16 protein-coding genes and 1 tRNA gene are annotated in these 15,128 nt (G+C 64.1%); 11 read left to right on the top strand and 6 right to left on the bottom strand.

Going from position 1 to position 15,128, the window contains the following annotated elements; genetic code table 11:
- Nucleotides 1–91: 91 nt before the first annotated feature.
- Nucleotides 92–886, top strand: a complete 795-nt coding sequence (locus VRS74_RS10210; protein ID WP_354145157.1) for a response regulator — start codon at nt 92–94, stop codon at nt 884–886.
- Between the two features lie 15 nt (nt 887–901).
- On the opposite strand, the gene VRS74_RS10205 is transcribed toward VRS74_RS10210, so the two are convergent.
- Complete coding sequence (locus tag VRS74_RS10205; protein ID WP_354145156.1) at nt 902–2,584, bottom strand: CHASE domain-containing protein; 1,683 nt, start codon at nt 2,582–2,584, stop codon at nt 902–904.
- Nucleotides 2,585–2,717: 133 nt separating this feature from the next.
- Here VRS74_RS10205 and VRS74_RS10200 point away from each other — a divergent pair, with 133 nt between their 5' ends.
- Nucleotides 2,718–2,915 carry a NepR family anti-sigma factor gene (locus tag VRS74_RS10200; RefSeq protein ID WP_354145155.1) on the top strand — a complete coding sequence of 66 codons (198 nt, stop codon included), beginning with the start codon at nt 2,718–2,720 and terminating at the stop codon, nt 2,913–2,915.
- Nucleotides 2,915–3,523, top strand: a complete 609-nt coding sequence (locus VRS74_RS10195) for a sigma-70 family RNA polymerase sigma factor (RefSeq protein WP_354145154.1) — start codon at nt 2,915–2,917, stop codon at nt 3,521–3,523. Before VRS74_RS10200 ends, VRS74_RS10195 begins: the two co-directional genes overlap by 1 nt.
- Here VRS74_RS10195 and VRS74_RS10190 read toward each other — a convergent pair whose 3' ends face one another.
- Nucleotides 3,524–4,135 carry a superoxide dismutase gene (locus VRS74_RS10190; protein WP_354145153.1) on the bottom strand — a complete coding sequence of 204 codons (612 nt, stop codon included), beginning with the start codon at nt 4,133–4,135 and terminating at the stop codon, nt 3,524–3,526.
- Between the two features lie 116 nt (nt 4,136–4,251).
- Nucleotides 4,252–5,505, bottom strand: coding sequence for a dicarboxylate/amino acid:cation symporter (locus VRS74_RS10185; protein ID WP_354145152.1), 1,254 nt, complete (start codon nt 5,503–5,505; stop codon nt 4,252–4,254).
- Nucleotides 5,506–5,596: 91 nt separating this feature from the next.
- On the opposite strand from VRS74_RS10185, the gene glmM reads away from it, so the two are divergent.
- Genes glmM through thiD form a run of 3 tightly spaced genes read left to right on the top strand, consistent with a single transcriptional unit; the run spans nt 5,597 to nt 7,964 of the window.
- The gene (gene glmM, locus VRS74_RS10180) at nt 5,597–6,934 is read left to right on the top strand and encodes a phosphoglucosamine mutase (RefSeq protein WP_354145151.1); all 1,338 of its coding nucleotides are present in this window, start codon (nt 5,597–5,599) and stop codon (nt 6,932–6,934) included.
- The gene (locus tag VRS74_RS10175; protein ID WP_354145150.1) at nt 6,934–7,158 is read left to right on the top strand and encodes a DUF1272 domain-containing protein; all 225 of its coding nucleotides are present in this window, start codon (nt 6,934–6,936) and stop codon (nt 7,156–7,158) included. Before glmM ends, VRS74_RS10175 begins: the two co-directional genes overlap by 1 nt.
- Nucleotides 7,155–7,964, top strand: a complete 810-nt coding sequence (thiD, locus tag VRS74_RS10170; RefSeq protein ID WP_354145149.1) for a bifunctional hydroxymethylpyrimidine kinase/phosphomethylpyrimidine kinase — start codon at nt 7,155–7,157, stop codon at nt 7,962–7,964. The genes VRS74_RS10175 and thiD overlap by 4 nt, the downstream gene beginning before the upstream one ends.
- A 7-nt stretch (nt 7,965–7,971) precedes the next feature.
- On the opposite strand, the gene VRS74_RS10165 is transcribed toward thiD, so the two are convergent.
- Nucleotides 7,972–8,847, bottom strand: a complete 876-nt coding sequence (locus VRS74_RS10165) for an LOG family protein (protein ID WP_354145148.1) — start codon at nt 8,845–8,847, stop codon at nt 7,972–7,974.
- A 116-nt stretch (nt 8,848–8,963) separates the two neighbouring features.
- Between VRS74_RS10165 and VRS74_RS10160 the strand changes: the two genes are divergently transcribed.
- Both VRS74_RS10160 and VRS74_RS10155 read left to right on the top strand, forming a co-directional pair.
- Nucleotides 8,964–10,037, top strand: coding sequence for a phosphotransferase family protein (locus VRS74_RS10160; RefSeq protein ID WP_354145147.1), 1,074 nt, complete (start codon nt 8,964–8,966; stop codon nt 10,035–10,037).
- A 4-nt stretch (nt 10,038–10,041) separates the two neighbouring features.
- The gene (locus VRS74_RS10155) at nt 10,042–11,133 is read left to right on the top strand and encodes an Rv3169 family protein (protein WP_354145146.1); all 1,092 of its coding nucleotides are present in this window, start codon (nt 10,042–10,044) and stop codon (nt 11,131–11,133) included.
- Between the two features lie 41 nt (nt 11,134–11,174).
- On the opposite strand, the gene VRS74_RS10150 is transcribed toward VRS74_RS10155, so the two are convergent.
- Nucleotides 11,175–11,248, bottom strand: a tRNA-Gln gene (locus tag VRS74_RS10150).
- Between the two features lie 172 nt (nt 11,249–11,420).
- Between VRS74_RS10150 and VRS74_RS10145 the strand changes: the two genes are divergently transcribed.
- Entirely contained in the window at nt 11,421–12,701 is a 1,281-nt protein-coding gene (locus VRS74_RS10145) for a Ppx/GppA phosphatase family protein (RefSeq protein WP_354145145.1), read from the top strand.
- The gene (locus VRS74_RS10140; protein ID WP_354145144.1) at nt 12,698–13,426 is read left to right on the top strand and encodes an RlmE family RNA methyltransferase; all 729 of its coding nucleotides are present in this window, start codon (nt 12,698–12,700) and stop codon (nt 13,424–13,426) included. The genes VRS74_RS10145 and VRS74_RS10140 overlap by 4 nt, the downstream gene beginning before the upstream one ends.
- Nucleotides 13,427–13,444: 18 nt before the next feature.
- Here VRS74_RS10140 and VRS74_RS10135 read toward each other — a convergent pair whose 3' ends face one another.
- Complete coding sequence (locus VRS74_RS10135; protein WP_354145143.1) at nt 13,445–14,077, bottom strand: c-type cytochrome; 633 nt, start codon at nt 14,075–14,077, stop codon at nt 13,445–13,447.
- Nucleotides 14,078–14,228: 151 nt separating this feature from the next.
- On the opposite strand from VRS74_RS10135, the gene VRS74_RS10130 reads away from it, so the two are divergent.
- Nucleotides 14,229–15,122 (top strand): prephenate dehydratase, encoded by an 894-nt coding sequence (locus VRS74_RS10130; protein WP_354145178.1) that lies wholly within the window; start codon nt 14,229–14,231, stop codon nt 15,120–15,122.
- Nucleotides 15,123–15,128 lie beyond the last annotated feature (6 nt).

Raw genomic sequence — 15,128 nt, 5'->3', positions numbered from 1 at the left:
GCACTTTCGGGGAGCGTTTGCTATCGCCCCATGACGGAACCGAAGCCTGCAGCATCCGTTACAGGCACTGGAGCGCACGGGAAGGTATCCGATGTCACTGAGCAGTAAGGTCGCAGCCAACCTGCCCTACTTGCGGCGTTATGCACGCGCCCTGACGGGATCGCAGGAAAGCGGGGACGCATTCGTGCGCGCGACGCTCGAAGCCGCGCTGGCCGATCCCGGGATCAAGTCGAGCCTAGCCGAAGGGCGCGTCCCGCTATACCGCGCCTTCACGCAGCTTTGGTCCGCGCATGCCGATGATGCCGCTGCAGGAGCGAGCATTGCGAAAGGGCGCGAAGGGGCAGCGCAGGCCGCGCTCAGCGCAGTTATGCCGACGAGCCGACAGGCACTGTTGCTGACCACGCTTGAGGAATTCAGTACGGCACAGGCTGGGGAAATCCTGGGCATCGACGCTGCCGAAGTCGAACGGCTGGTCGCCGAAGCGATCGCCGAGATAGATCGCGAAGCGGCCACCAATGTGCTCATCATCGAAGACGAACCACTCATTTCGATGCAGCTCGAAGACCTTGTCAAATCTCTTGGGCACGACGTGTTCGGAACCGCCGCGACCCGCACGCAGGCGCAAGAGGCGATTGCCGACGCCATGCCCGGGCTGGTGCTGGCCGACATCCAGCTTGCCGACGGTTCATCCGGCCTCGACGCGGTGGACGATATCCTTTCGATCGGCGATGTGCCGGTGATCTTCATCACTGCCTATCCCGAACGGCTGCTTACGGGTGACCGGCCCGAGCCCACCTATCTGGTGACCAAGCCCTTCCAGGAACGTGTCGTGCGGACCGCGATCAGCCAAGCGTTGTTTTTCAAGTCCAACACCGCTAGCGCCTGAGCGCTCCGCCCCGGATCAATCCGACAGCCGGGCCAGCCGCTCGCGAATCTGGAAGGCACCGCGCACGCGCACCGGAACGCGCAATGTGCAACTGACGCCTTCGGGATCGAAGCGCAGCTCGACAGGCTGGCGCAACTCGTGTGCCACGATCTTCTGGATCAGGTCTGTCCCGAAGCCCGACTTGCGTTCGGGATCGACTCTCGGCCCGCCACGCTCGATCCAGCGCAACTTCACCAACTCCTCGGCTTCGAGTTCCCACTCAATCGTCACGCTGCCGCCGGGCTGGCTCAGCGCGCCATATTTGGCGGCATTGGTAGCCAGTTCGTGGATCGCCAGCCCAAGTGAAAGCGCGTCATTGGGGGCCAGCTCGATCGCCGGGCCGTCCAACCGGATGTCGGCATCCCCCCCGGAATAGGGGGCCAGTTCCGCTTCGATCACCGAGCTTACCGGCGTCGTGCCCCAATCCGACTGGGTCAAAAGGTCATGCGTGGCCGAAAGTGCCCTCACCCGGCCTTCAAGCCCGTCAGCGAACTCGTCGAGATCGTCGGTCCTCCTGCGGGTGAGCGAGATGATCGACAGGATGCTGGCCAGCGTGTTCTTGACCCGGTGGTTGAGCTCGCGCGTCAGCGAATTGCGGATCGAGTTCTGCTCTTCGAAGAACGCCAGTGAGGCCTGATCTTCCAAGGCTTGCCTCGTGAGCAGGCGCGCAAGCATCATCAGCAGGCTGGCCACAGCGAGCCCGAACAACAAGGTCGCCATCGACAGTGGTGAAAGCGTACCCATTCGCGCGGACTCGATCTCGATCAGGAGCGGACGATTCGCGATGCGGATCTGCTGTTCTATCCGGTTGCCCGATTCCTGCTCGGGCGCATGTTCGGCCAACAGATTGGCGCGGTCAGCGGGCCCGTCATACAGGCGCACGCCCATTTGCCGATGCGCCAGCATGTCCATTGCAGAAGTCAGGAAATATTGCGCATCGAAGGGGCTGTAGATGAAGCCCATGAGCTGGCGACCGCCCTCCCCGCTTTCGAATACCGGCATGAAGATGATGAAGCCGGTCGCATCGTCGCCAGATGCGTGCGCGAGCACCAGCTTGCCGGTTGCAGTTGGCCGTATCATTCGCGCGGCCTCGTCCATCGCTTCGCGTCGGACCGGGTCGGAATAGAGATCAAAGCCAAGCGCGCGGCGATTGCGTTCTGTATCGGGTTTGAGGAATGTGACCGGTACCAGCACATCGCCGATCGCGCCGGGTTCGCTGCGCACTTCGAACGGCCCCATTCGCTCGGCCTGAACGGCGCGCTCGAACTCCTCGAGATTTTCGCGACGGACGACTTCCGCCCAGCCGATCCCTTCCGATCCCCGCCGGTCTGCATCGAGCCGCAATTCGCTGGCGAAGCGGCGGAATAGTGGCAACCTGACTTCATCGGCAGTTGCGAACAGCGCCGATCCTGCCCGCAGATAAGCCTCGGTCGCATTGCCACGACGATCGAGCGCCGAAGCGACTGATTGCGCGACTTCGCGCATGATCGCACGCTCGCGGCGATCCTCGCCCGCTTCGATCGCGACGACGCTAAGCGCGGTGATCAAGGCTATGGCCAGGAAGATCGCCACCGGCACGCCACGCGGAAAACGCACGAGCCAACGGCCGGCCCTGCCTTGCCGCTCCTTTTCGACTCGCGTTTCAGTGCTACCATGCATGGCGATGGGTTCCCTTCCCCCTTGGTAGGATGGGAACCAGAGAAGGCAACTATCGTTCCACAAACGCGCGATCCGGGCTAGTGGTCCCTGGATGGCAATTGGGGGCAAGGAAGGACAAGGCGCGGGCAACGGCATGGCAGCGGACAAGCAACAGCCAGGCAAGGCGAAAGCGCAGGGCAGCCGCGCGCATTCCAAAGGCGATGACGCCAGGCCCGAATGGGCCGAAGGGCTTCGCGCGCTTTACGATTCGGTCGTCGACGAGCCTTTGCCCGACAGTTTCAAGGATTTGCTAGACAGGCTTGATGATCCCTCGCCGAATGGATCGTCATAATGTCAGGGAGCAAGCGTAGCCTCTCCGAGGCGGCCGACTTCAAGCGCGAGCTGGCCGCGGTGATCCCGCACCTGCGCGCCTTTGCGCGCGGGCTATGCGGCCGCCCCGACATGGCCGACGACCTTGTCCAGGAAACCATGCTCAAGGCCTGGGCCGCGCAGGACCGGTTCGAACCGGGCACCTCGATGCGGGCGTGGACCTTCGTGATCCTGCGTAACGCTTATCTCACCGACATGCGACGCAACCGCTTCCGCGGCGAATATGACGAGACCGTGGCCGAACGGATACTGGTTGCCCCCGCCGGGCAGGAAGACCCGATCCATCTCGCCGATCTCCAACGCGCGCTTCAGTCCCTGCCGCCCGAGCGGCGCGAAGCGCTGTTGCTGGTCGGCGCCGGTGGCTTTTCCTACGAGGAAGCAGCCACGATTTGCGGCTGCGCCGTCGGCACGATCAAGAGCCGTGTGGGGCGCGCCCGCGCCGCCCTCACCGCAATGCTTGAGGACGGCTCAATCCCCCAACGCTCCACCGACGATGCCGAGGCGCACCGTGCAATCCTCGACGAGCTAGACGAAGTTGCCGCGCGGCAGGAAGAACCCGCCGGAGACTGATCAGGCGGGATAGATCCAGACGGTTCCACGCGCCAGATTTTCCGCGGCGAAAGCCCAATTCAACCTCCCGTCGATCACCGCGTCGAGATAGGCCGGGCGCTTGTTCTGGTGATCGAGATAATAGGCATGTTCCCACACGTCGATCGTCAGCAGCGGGTTGAAGCCGCTGTCGACCAGCGTATCGCCATCATGCGTTTCCTCGATCGACAGCTTGCCGCCTTTTTCAGCCAGCCATACCCAGCCGCTGGCAAAGTGCCCAGCGCCACGCGCCTTCAGCTGATCCTTAAGCGCATCGAGAGAGCCGAACGCTTCATCGATCCTGGCCGCCAGATCGCCCGAAGGCGCACCGCCTGCAGGGCTGAGCGAATGCCAATAGAAGCCGTGGTTCCAGCTTTGCGCGGCATTGTTGAACAACCCCTGGTTCACCCCGCGCGCGTTCGCGATCACCGCTTCGAGCGACTTGTCGGCAAGCTCTGTGCCTTCGATCGCGGCATTGGTCTTGTCGATATAGGCTTGGTGGTGCTTGCCGTGGTGGAATCCCAGCGTCTCAGCTGAGATCGCCGGATCGAGCGCAGCCGGTTCATATGGCAGGGGGATCAGATTGAAAGCCATGATGACACCCTTTCTTTAACGAATTGAATGACTTCATTCACCACAACGCATAGCGCGTGCGATGGTTGCACGGTTCACCTTGCAAAGATTGCAATCGGTCGTGCGAGGGCGCGAATTCAGTCGTGCTGGACGCGATCGACCGCGCTGGTCACCGCTACGTTCATGGTCACATTGCCAAGCGTGCGCATGATGTCGGGCAGCATCTCCACTGCCACCAGCAGCGCGAGCGGCTCAATCGGCACGCCCATCGCCAACGCGATCGGCCCGATCGAAACCACGAAGCTGATCGAGCCCGGCAGGCTGACCGAACCGACGCTGATGATCAGCGCCACACCGATCCCCGCCGCCAGAAGCGTGGGAGTGAGTTCGATCCCCGCGAGATAGGCAACGTAGATCGCCACGGCGAGGTTCATCGCCGGGCTGGTCGCCCGGAAGATCGCTACCGCCAGTGGCAGAACGAATTCCGCAGTGCTCTGTCGCAACCCGAGGCGACCTGAACTGTCGAGCATGGCGGGAAGGCTGGCGAGCGAGCTCTGCGTCGAGAGCGCCACCGCCTGCGCAGGCAGCATGGCCCTGGCGAAACGCCAGGGAGCGATCCCGCCAATGATCCAGGCGAGGACATAAGCGCCGAGCAGCACGAAGCCGCCCATTGCGCTAACTACCAGAATGTAGTGCAGCAGCGCGCCGAAGGCCCCGCCTCCGGCCTGGGCGGCGACACCCAACCCCAGCGCGAACACCCCCACGGGTGCGAGCCAAAGCACCCAGCCGATGATGATCAGCATGGCATTGGCCAGAGCGTGGAAAAAGCCCAGCAAGCTGGCCCGCTGGCCCTCTGACAACTTTGATATCGCCACCGCCAGCAAAGCAAAGAAAATGGTGAAGGGCAGCATAGCCGTTTCCGCGGCGGCCGCTACGATATTGGGCGAAACCAGCGAGGCGACGAAATCGGCCAATGACGGCAATTGCTGCGCCTGCTCAGGCGTATGGGCAAGGAAAGCCGAAGCCGAAGCGGGAATCGGCGCCAGTTCGAGCAGCCATGGCATCACCGTAGCGGTGATGATCCCGCCCAAAGTCAGCAGCGCGAAAACCAGCAGCAGCATGCGCCGGGCAGCGGCACCGGCGCGCGCGGCAGCGGCCATCTGGGCGATCCCGAGCACCAGCAGCGCCGCGACCAGCGGAATGATCGTCATCTGCAAGGCACGCAGCCAAAGCGTGCCGATAGGCGCTGTCCATTCGACCACGCTGTCGATCATGGCACCGCCAGAGAGAATGGTTCCCAGCCCCAGCCCGGCCACAAGCCCTGCGAACGTCCATGCGACGGGTAGCTCGATCCGAACCAGTTCGAAGCGGCTTGTCTGTGTCTTGGTCAATTAGTGCCCTTCCTGCCCTTCCCATCACGCGATAACCACGCCACAAGCGGCTGGCAATTGGCCGCACATCAAAGGTAGGGACAGGATCGCAATGGCACGCAAGTTCTTCGGCACTGACGGGATCAGGGGCCGGACCAATGACGGGGTGATGACGGCCGCCACCGCCATGCGCGTGGGGCAGGCCGCAGGCGCGCACTTCATGCGCGGCGACCACCGCCACCGCGTCGTGATCGGCAAAGATACGCGTCTGTCGGGCTACATGATGGAAAACGCGCTGGTGGCGGGCTTCACCAGCGTGGGCATGGACGTGATTCTCACTGGCCCGCTGCCCACGCCTGCCATCGCCATGCTCACGCGCGAGATGCGCGCCGACATGGGCGTGATGATCTCTGCCAGCCACAATCCCTATGAGGACAACGGCATCAAGCTGTTCGGGCCCGACGGGTTCAAGCTTTCGGACGAAGACGAGATCGCGATCGAACGATTGATGGAGCAGGAACCGCGACTGGCCGAATCTGCGAAGATCGGGCGCGCCCGGCGCGTCGACGACGCAGCGGGCCGCTATATCCACGCAGTCAAGCAATCGGTCGCATCCGATATCCGCTTCGACCAGCTCAAGGTCGTGGTCGATTGCGCTAACGGCGCGGCGTACCAGGTTGCTCCCACGGCAATCTGGGAGCTGGGCGCGGAAGTCATCCCGATCGGCGTCAGCCCCAATGGGCTCAACATCAATGCCGGGGTCGGCTCGACCGCGATCGAGGCCTTGCAGTCCAAGGTGCTCGAAACCGGAGCCGACGTAGGTATCGCGCTCGATGGCGATGCCGACCGGTTGATCGTGGTCGACGAGAAGGGGCAGAAGGTCGATGGCGACCAGCTGATGGCACTGATCGCCACGCGCATGCTCGAAAAGGGCACACTGCAAGGTGGCGGCGTGGTCGCCACGGTGATGTCGAACCTTGGGCTCGAGCGCTATCTCGCCGGGATCGGCCTGACACTCGAGCGGACCAAGGTGGGTGACCGCTATGTGCTCGAACGGATGGAGCAAGGCGGCTTCAACCTGGGCGGGGAGCAATCGGGCCACATGATCCTGCTCGATCATGCCACCACCGGCGATGGCACAGTTGCCGCACTGCGTGTTCTGGCGGGTCTGGTACGCTCGGGAGAACCGGCCAGCGAATTGCTGCATCTGTTCGACCCGGTGCCGCAGCTGCTCAAGAATGTGCGCTACGGCGGCGGTGCGCCGCTCGAGAACGCCACCGTCAAGGCGGTGATCGCCGAAGCCGAGGCCGAGCTGGCTGGCAAGGGCCGCCTCGTGATCCGGCCTTCAGGCACTGAACCGGTGATCCGTGTCATGGCCGAAGGCGACGATGCGAGCCAGGTCGAAGCGGTGGTCGACCGCATCTGCGCCGCGGTGAAGGAGGCAGGCTGATGCTCGAAATGCGGCCCGATTGCGAACGTTGCGGTGCGGACCTCCCGGCTGAGGCTCACGGCGCGTTTATCTGCAGCTTCGAATGCACATTCTGCGCCGAGTGCGCCGATGCACTCGACGATGCCTGCCCCAATTGCGGCGGCGAGCTGATGGACCGGCCGACGCGCGCGAAGAAGCTGCATGCGAAATTCCCGCCCTCGACCGAGCGCAAGCATAAGGGATGAGCAGCAAGCCCCCGCCCCGCATCCTCAGCATCGCCGGTTCGGATTCGTCGGGCGGCGCAGGGATCCAGGCCGACCTCAAGACGATCGCCATGCTCGGCGGTTATGGCATGACCGCGATCACTGCCGCGACCGCGCAGAACACGGTTGGCGTGCAGGCAATCACGCCGTTGTCGGGCTCCTTCGTGCGGCAGCAGATCGACTCCTGCGTGGATGACATCGGGGTCGATGCGATCAAGATCGGCATGCTTCACGATCGCGATATCATTGAACACGTGGCCGCCGCGCTCGACAATTTGCCTGAGAAGGTTCCCGTCGTGCTCGACCCGGTGATGATTGCAACCTCGGGTGCGCCGCTGATCGCCCCGGACGCCATGGCCGCGATCGAAGACCTGCTGTTCGAGCGGGCTACGCTGATCACTCCGAACCTGCCCGAGCTCGAGCACATGGCCGAGCGCGAATTGCGCGATAGCGGATTGATGGAGCGCGCAGCTGGCGAGCTTGCTCGAACCTATGGCACGTATGTGCTGGCCAAGGGCGGGCATACCGACGCGCAGCAGGTGATAGACATGCTGGTCGCCCCGGATGGCAAGGCACTGCAATACAGCCATCGGCGGCTCGACACGCGCCACACCCATGGCACCGGCTGCACCCTATCGGCTGCGATCGCGACGCTGCTAGGCCACGGCCAGCCGATCGAACACGCGATCACGCTGGCGCGCAGTTTCGTCTATCGCGCGATCGAGGCGGCACCCGGCTTCGGCGCTGGGAGCGGCCCGCTCGGCCACCAGGCCGTAAGGGGCAGCTAGCTCCTGCTCAGCACTTCAGGTTGTAGAACTCGGCGATGTGGCACCATGCCTCTTCCGCCGTCTCGCACCAGTGAAACAGGTCCAAATCGGCGCGGTTGATCGTGCCCGCTTCGACCAGCGCTTCGAAATTGACGACGCTGGTCCAGAATTCCTTGCCGAACAGCAGCACCGGGATCGGCTTCATCTTGCCGGTCTGGATCAGCGTGAGCAGCTCGAGGAATTCGTCGAGCGTGCCGAAGCCGCCGGGGAACACCGCCACCGCACGCGCGCGCAGGAGGAAATGCATCTTGCGCAGAGCGAAATAGTGAAACTGGAAGCTGAGGTAGGGCGTGACGTAGGAATTGGGATATTGTTCGTGCGGGAGCGAGATGTTCAGCCCGATCGACTCCGCACCGGCATCGCTGGCGCCGCGATTGGCGGCTTCCATGATCGACGGCCCGCCGCCCGAGCAAATCACAAACTGGCGCTTGCCATCCTCGACGATCGCAAGCTCACTGACGCGACGGGCCAGATTGTAGGATTCGGTGTAATATTTCGACTTGGCGGCCAGCCGCTCGGCAATCGGGCGGCGCTCTTCATCGGCTTCGGCGACCAGCTTCTCAGCCTCTTCAGGCGAAGGAATGCGGGCCGAGCCGTAGATTACCAGTGTCGAGCCGATTCCCGCCTCTTCCAGCAGCATTTCCGGCTTGAGCAGCTCAAGCTGGAAGCGCACCGGCCGCAACTCGTCGCGCAGCAGGAAATCGGTATCGGCATAGGCCAGGCGGTATGCCGGATGCCGCGTTTGCGGGGTGCCGGGATCCTTGCCTTCAAGGAAGGCAGCTTCCTGCCCGGCGTGGTAGAACTTGTGGTCTACCAGGTCATGTTCTGTGTTTTCTTCGTTCATAATCACAGCATTAGGCGGGGGCGAAGGTTCGGGCAAGCCACCTTCGCAACCCTCCCCAAAAGCGCCATTGCCGGGGCTCAGGGCGCGCCATATGCTGCGCGCGAGGAGAGAAACTTATGACGGGATTCCCGTCACATCCGGATGAGGTGAGTGGCGACTGGCTCGCTGAGCGGCTGCGCCAGGCGGGGCTGTTGGGCGATGGCCGGATCACGGCGGTTCGCTGGGAAGCGATCGGCACCGGCCAGGTGGGCGACAGCGCGCGCTTCCATCTCGAATATGACCCGCCGGGCGCGGGCCCCGCGACACTGGCGGGCAAGTTCCCTGCCGCAGACCCCACCAGCCGTGGAACCGCCGCCATGCTGGGGCTCTACGCCAAGGAAGTCCGCTTCTACCGCGAGATCGCGCCGCAACTCGAAGTGCGCGTGCCCGCCACCTATGCCGCCGAAGTGAGCGAGGATGGCGGCAACTTCATCCTGCTGTTCGAAGACCTTGCTCCGCAGCGCGGCGGCAACCAGCTTGAGGGATGCAGCATAGAGGATGCGCGCCACGCCATCGCGCAGGCCGCGGGCATCCATGCCCCTTCATGGCGCAATCCGGCGATCCTCGAACTCGACTGGCTGCTCCCTGACCCGGCAGCGACGTCGCAGGTCCGTACGCTCTATCCGGGCGCACAGGCACTGTTCCGCGAACGCTATGCCGATACGCTCGAGCCCGAATTCATGGATATCTGCGAGCGGCTGGCCGCGAATGGCACATGGATGGCCCGTTCGCACCCGCAAGTCTCGCTGGTCCATGGCGATTTCCGGCTCGACAACATGCTGTTCGGCATCGGCAATGGCGCCGAACCGATCGCCGTGCTCGACTGGCAAACGCTCGGCGTCGGCCACCCGCTCACCGATATCGGATATTTCCTCGGCTGCGGGATCGGCGACAGCCTGCGCCGCAAGCACGAGACCGAACTGCTCGACCTCTATTGCGACGAGATGACACGGCGCGGTGTGCCGTTGACGCGGGGCGAAATCTGGCGCGATTATGTGCTCGGCGCGCTTCACGGCGTCTCAACCGCAGTGTTCAGCGCCGCTTTCGTCGAGCGTACCCCGCGCGGCGACGCCAATTTCCTGTCGATGGCGCGCGGCGCCTGCGCGCTCGCGCTTGAACACGGCAGCCTGCAATTGCTCGAGGAGGGATAACGCCATGACACTGAGCAAGGGTGACGATTTTCCGCTGCACCAGACGGCCGAGCCGGTCGCCTATTCGGGCACCGATCGAAATTTTTACGACCGCTATTTCTTCAACGGCTACGCACCCGATGGCAGCGGCTTCTTCGCGCTCGCCTTCGGGGTCTATCCGCATCTCGATGTGGCGGACGCGCACTTCAGCTTCATCCGCGACGGGATCCAGTATTGCCTGCATGCCAGTTGCGAGCTGGGTATGGAGCGGATGTCGATGCGCGTGGGCCCAATCTCGATCGAAGTGGTCGAGCCGCTGCAACGGCTGAAAGTCACGATCGAGGAAAGCCATGGCATCGCCGGCGAATTCACCTTCACCGGCAGAGCCTTCCCGATCGAGGAGCCGCGCTTCATCCACCGGATCGGGCCGCGCGCCTTCATGGACTATACGCGGATGACCCAGAACGGCCATTTCGAAGGCTGGATCGCGCTCGACGGTGCGCGGCACGAGATGGCGGCGGGAACCATGGGAACCCGCGACCGCAGCTGGGGGGTTCGCCCGATCGGCACGCGCGACACGCAACCGATGCCCGGCGCGCCCTTGCCGGGCTTCTTCTGGCAATGGACCCCGGTCAATTTCGAGCAGGGCAGCATGTTCTTCCACGTCAACAATGATGCGCATGGCGAAGCGTGGAACACGCGCGCGGCCTGGGCGCCCGATGGCGCGAGCGCGGCCGGCATTGCCGAAGGCGACGGATCGATGCGCACCCGGCTGGCACCGGGCACGCGCTGGCCCAGCGGGGGCACGCTTTCGCTCGCGCTGATGGGCGCGCCCGAGCAGGTGACCTTCGAAATGCTGGGGCGGTTCCAAATGAAAGGGCTTGGCTATACCCACCCCGAATGGAGCCACGGCCTGCATCATGGGCCGCTGAGAGTGGCGCGCGAGGATTTCGAGCTGGCTTCGCTCGATCCGCTCGCACCCGAGAACCTGCATGTGCAGATGATCACACAAGTGCTGGCGCCCGAGGAAACCGGGATCGGTGTGTTCGAGCAGCTGATCATGGGGCCGTTCAGTCCGCTCGGTCTGTCGGGCTTCAACGACGCGCAACGCGATTAGGCCGCGCAGCGGCCGCCCTTCAGGCTGGCTTTTTGGCAGGTTGGATGCCCCGTGAGGATTCGAACCTCAATTGACGGAGTCAGAGTCCGTAGTCTTACCATTAGACGACGGGGCAATTGCCCGGCGGAGCCATTGCGGCCCTGCTCAAGCGGTGCGTGCATCTAGTTTCCGCCAGCCTTCAGGTCAAGGCCAACATCCCGCGTGGCTTGCCCCGCGCCCTCCCACGCGCTAACCAGAGCTCAGGTCCCCGTGCGTGAACAGCGGCGGGAGGAAAGAAAGTATTGAATATGGCGGATTTTTCTCCGCCGGACGGTAACAAGAGGGCTGGCAACAGAAAGGGCGGCAAGTCCGGCAAGGTAGCCGATTTTCGCTACAAGCGCCCCGCCAAGCCCAAGGAAAACAGGTCTTCGCGCCATACGAATGCGCGCGGGAAGCCTTCGTCGCAGCCGCCCAAGGGCGAACGCGCTCCCAAACAAGCGAATCGCCCGCCAGAACGCCAAAGCGGCGGCAAACCCGCCACGGGCTGGGGTCCGCGACCGGGCCAGTCCTATGCTGCGATCGACCTGGGCACCAATAACTGCCGCCTGCTGATCGCCCGCCCCACGGGCGACAGCTTCACCGTGATCGACGCCTTCAGCCGCGTGGTAAAACTGGGCGAAGGGCTCGCCAAAAGCGGAAGGCTGAGCGACGCGGCGATGGATCGCACGCTCCAGGCGCTGACGATCTGCGCTGAAAAGCTGCGCCGCCGCAACGTCTACCTCGCCCGCTCGGTCGCGACCGAGGCCTGCCGCCGCGCCACCAATGGCGAGGAATTCATCGCCCGCGTGCGCGAGGAAACCGGGATCGCGCTCGATATCATCAGCGCCGAGGAAGAGGCGCGTCTGGCTGTGCTCGGCTGCCAGATCCTGCTCGAGCCCGGCACCGGCCCCGCGATCATCTTCGACATCGGCGGCGGCTCGACCGAGCTGGTGCTGCTCGAACAGGGCGGCGGCGTGCCCGAAATGCGCGACTGGCTGAGCGTGCCCTGGGGCGTGGTGTCGCTTACCGATACCGTCGGCAGGGTCGAAGGCGACCCAGCCCAACGCGAAGCCCGCTATGCCGAAATGCGCCGGGTCGTGAGCGACAGCTTTTCCGCCTTCGCCAAGCGCATCGCGCCCGCAGCCGAGCAGGGCGATTTGCGATTGCTGGGCACCAGCGGCACGGTCACGACGCTGGCGAGCCTCCACCTCGAGCTCCTGCAATATGACCGCAATGCCGTCGACGGACTGATCGTGCCAGCCCAGTCGATGCGCGGCATTACGACGCGGTTGGCCGGGATGTCGCCCGAGGAACGCAGCGAATTGCCCTGCATCGGGCGCGACCGGGCGGAACTGGTGGTGGCCGGTTGCGCGATCCTCGATTCGATTCTCGACATCTGGCCCGCAACCCGGCTGGGCGTGGCCGACCGCGGGATTCGAGAAGGCATCTTGCGCAGCCTGATGGCGCATGAACTCGCCCATCCCCACCCGCTGCACGAGAATCGCCCGGCATGGCCGGCACGCGACCCCGCACAGGAGCGAGCAAAATGAGCCGCGCAGGCCGCAATCCCGACAAACGGGTCAAGAACACGCGCGGGCGCACCGCATCCTCGACACGTTGGCTAGAGCGCCAGCTCAACGATCCCTATGTCAAGCAGGCCAAGGCCGAAGGCTATCGCAGCCGCGCAGCCTACAAGCTGATCGAACTAGACGAGCGCTTCGGGCTGATTCGCGGGGCGCAACGCGTGGTCGATCTCGGCATCGCACCGGGCGGCTGGAGCCAAGTGGTGCGCAAGCTCGCCCCCAAGGCCGCCGTGGTGGGGATCGACCTGCTGCCGACCGAGCCGATCGAAGGCGTCACAATCTTCCAGATGGACTTCATGGACGATGCCGCGCCCAAGGCGCTGGAGGATGCGCTGGGCGGCAAGGCAGACCTCGTGCTGTCCGACATGGCGGCGAACACCGTGGGCCACAAGCAGACCGACCATCTGCGCACCATGGGGCTGGTCGAAGCAGCGGCGTGGTTCGCGATCGAGAACCTGGCCGAAGGCGGCACCTTCGTGGCCAAGGTGCTGGCTGGCGGCACCGACAGCGATTTGCTGGCGCTGCTCAAATCGCACTTCAAGACGGTCAAACATGCCAAGCCCCCTGCGAGCCGCAAGGGCTCATCCGAATGGTATGTCGTGGCGCAAGGCTTCAAGGGCCAGAACAGCTGCCCGACCGCAGATGCGACAAGGGCCGCGCGAGCAGGTCGCACGGCCCTCGACTGTCCATAGGGACCTTTTCAATGAGGCTTATGCGCCCGCTTCGGCGGCCGGTGCCGCCTCTTCGCCTTCAGCGGCTGCTTCGCCTTCGGCAGCGGCTTCTTCAGCGGGAGCCGCTTCGGCCACAACCGGAGCCGGACGCGCCGGTGCGCCGCCCATGCTTTCCATATAGACCATCAGCGCGGCGCGCTCTTCCGGCTTGTTGAGGCCCGCGAAGCTCATCTTGGTGCCGTCAGCAAAGGCGCGCGGGTTCTTGAGCCATGCGTCCATGTTTTCCCAAGTCCAGCTGCCGCCGTGGCCCGAAAGCGCCGGCGAAAATGCATAACCGCCGCGCCCTTGACCAATCGGTTCGCCCATAACTGCCCAGAGATTCGGACCGATGCCGTTTGCGCCGCCCTGAGCGACAGTGTGGCAGGCCGCGCACTTGGCGAAGACCTTCTCGCCCGCCTCGACGGTTGCCGCAGCAACCAGCGTGCCCAAATCGGGAGCGGCAGCACCGCCGCCTGCACCTTCAGCTTCGACTCCTTCGATGACGTAGCCGAGCTGTTCCGGGCGGTCTTCCTTGTCAGCGTGGAAATACTTGCCGCTAAGCACCGAGAGGCCCAGCGCAACGATGCCGGAAAAGAGCACCCAACCGGCGGTTGTGTTGAAACGATCGTCCATGGTGTGATGTGATCCGCGAAATGACCTTGAGTTTGCGTTGGCCGCTCTAGTCGGCACCGCGCGCCATAGCAAGACCGATCAGGGCACTATCTGCGGCAAGATTAGGAAGCAGGCTTGCGGCGGGCGGCGGCGGCGGATAGCAGCACTGGCGATGCACAGTTTCCCCGCACCCGCAATGGCGATGGTCGAGACCATGCGCGAATCGGCCCAAGCCGAACCCGAGCGCGCGATCGCGTTCCAGGGCTCGCCCGGCGCAAACTCGCATCGTGCGGCGATGGAAGCGTGCCCCGAATGCCTGCCGCTGCCGTGCTTCAGCTTCGAAGACGCGCTCGATGCGGTGAAGGCGGGCAGGGCCGCTTGCGCGATCATCCCGATCGAAAATTCCCAGCACGGGCGGGTGGCTGATATCCACTTCCTCCTACCCGAAAGCGGGCTCAAGATCGTGGGCGAATACTTCATGCCGATTGACCATGCGCTGATGGGCGTGGGCAAGGGCCCCTACACCGCCGCCTACAGCCACCCGCAGGCGCTCGGCCAGTCGCGCCATTTCCTGCGCCAGCGCGGGATCGTGCCGATGAGCTATGCCGACACGGCCGGTGCTGCCGCCTTCATCGCGGAAAAGGGCGATCCGACACTCGCCGCAATCTCTCCGCCGATCGCGGCCGAACTCTACGGGCTCGAAATCGCAGAAGAGCATGTGCAGGATTCGCCCGACAACATGACCCGCTTCGTGATCTGCGCGCGCGAGGCGGTCGATCCGGCCACGCTCAAGGACGAAGATGCGATCACCACTTTTGTATTTGAAGTGAAGAATATCCCCGCCGCGCTTTACAAGGCGATGGGCGGCTTCGCCACCAATGGTGTCAACATGACCAAGCTCGAAAGCTACCAGAAGGGCACAAGCTTCGCAGCGACGATGTTCTATGCCGACATTATCGGCGCGCCCGGCGATCCGGCGATCGACCGCGCGCTGGAAGAGCTCGCCTTCCACAGCAAGGAACTGACCATTCTGGGCACCTATCGCCAGGCACGCCCGCGCGGCTGAACCCTG

Source organism: Altererythrobacter litoralis, from assembly GCF_036324225.1.
GTDB lineage: Bacteria > Pseudomonadota > Alphaproteobacteria > Sphingomonadales > Sphingomonadaceae > Erythrobacter > Erythrobacter litoralis_A.
Note: the sequence above shows the minus strand (reverse complement) of the source record. Positions and strands in the feature narration are given on the sequence as shown.

Coding starts and splice junctions, on each gene's coding strand:
- VRS74_RS10155 (WP_354145146.1), top strand. CDS start 10,042: ATGACACTGAGCAAGGGTGACGATTTTCCGCTGCACCAGACGGCCGAG.
- VRS74_RS10205 (WP_354145156.1), bottom strand. CDS start 2,584: ATGCATGGTAGCACTGAAACGCGAGTCGAAAAGGAGCGGCAAGGCAGG.
- VRS74_RS10175 (WP_354145150.1), top strand. CDS start 6,934: ATGCTCGAAATGCGGCCCGATTGCGAACGTTGCGGTGCGGACCTCCCG.
- VRS74_RS10210 (WP_354145157.1), top strand. CDS start 92: ATGTCACTGAGCAGTAAGGTCGCAGCCAACCTGCCCTACTTGCGGCGT.
- VRS74_RS10195 (WP_354145154.1), top strand. CDS start 2,915: ATGTCAGGGAGCAAGCGTAGCCTCTCCGAGGCGGCCGACTTCAAGCGC.
- VRS74_RS10165 (WP_354145148.1), bottom strand. CDS start 8,847: ATGAACGAAGAAAACACAGAACATGACCTGGTAGACCACAAGTTCTAC.
- glmM (WP_354145151.1), top strand. CDS start 5,597: ATGGCACGCAAGTTCTTCGGCACTGACGGGATCAGGGGCCGGACCAAT.
- VRS74_RS10190 (WP_354145153.1), bottom strand. CDS start 4,135: ATGGCTTTCAATCTGATCCCCCTGCCATATGAACCGGCTGCGCTCGAT.
- VRS74_RS10130 (WP_354145178.1), top strand. CDS start 14,229: ATGCACAGTTTCCCCGCACCCGCAATGGCGATGGTCGAGACCATGCGC.
- thiD (WP_354145149.1), top strand. CDS start 7,155: ATGAGCAGCAAGCCCCCGCCCCGCATCCTCAGCATCGCCGGTTCGGAT.
- VRS74_RS10145 (WP_354145145.1), top strand. CDS start 11,421: ATGGCGGATTTTTCTCCGCCGGACGGTAACAAGAGGGCTGGCAACAGA.
- VRS74_RS10135 (WP_354145143.1), bottom strand. CDS start 14,077: ATGGACGATCGTTTCAACACAACCGCCGGTTGGGTGCTCTTTTCCGGC.
- VRS74_RS10200 (WP_354145155.1), top strand. CDS start 2,718: ATGGCAGCGGACAAGCAACAGCCAGGCAAGGCGAAAGCGCAGGGCAGC.
- VRS74_RS10160 (WP_354145147.1), top strand. CDS start 8,964: ATGACGGGATTCCCGTCACATCCGGATGAGGTGAGTGGCGACTGGCTC.
- VRS74_RS10140 (WP_354145144.1), top strand. CDS start 12,698: ATGAGCCGCGCAGGCCGCAATCCCGACAAACGGGTCAAGAACACGCGC.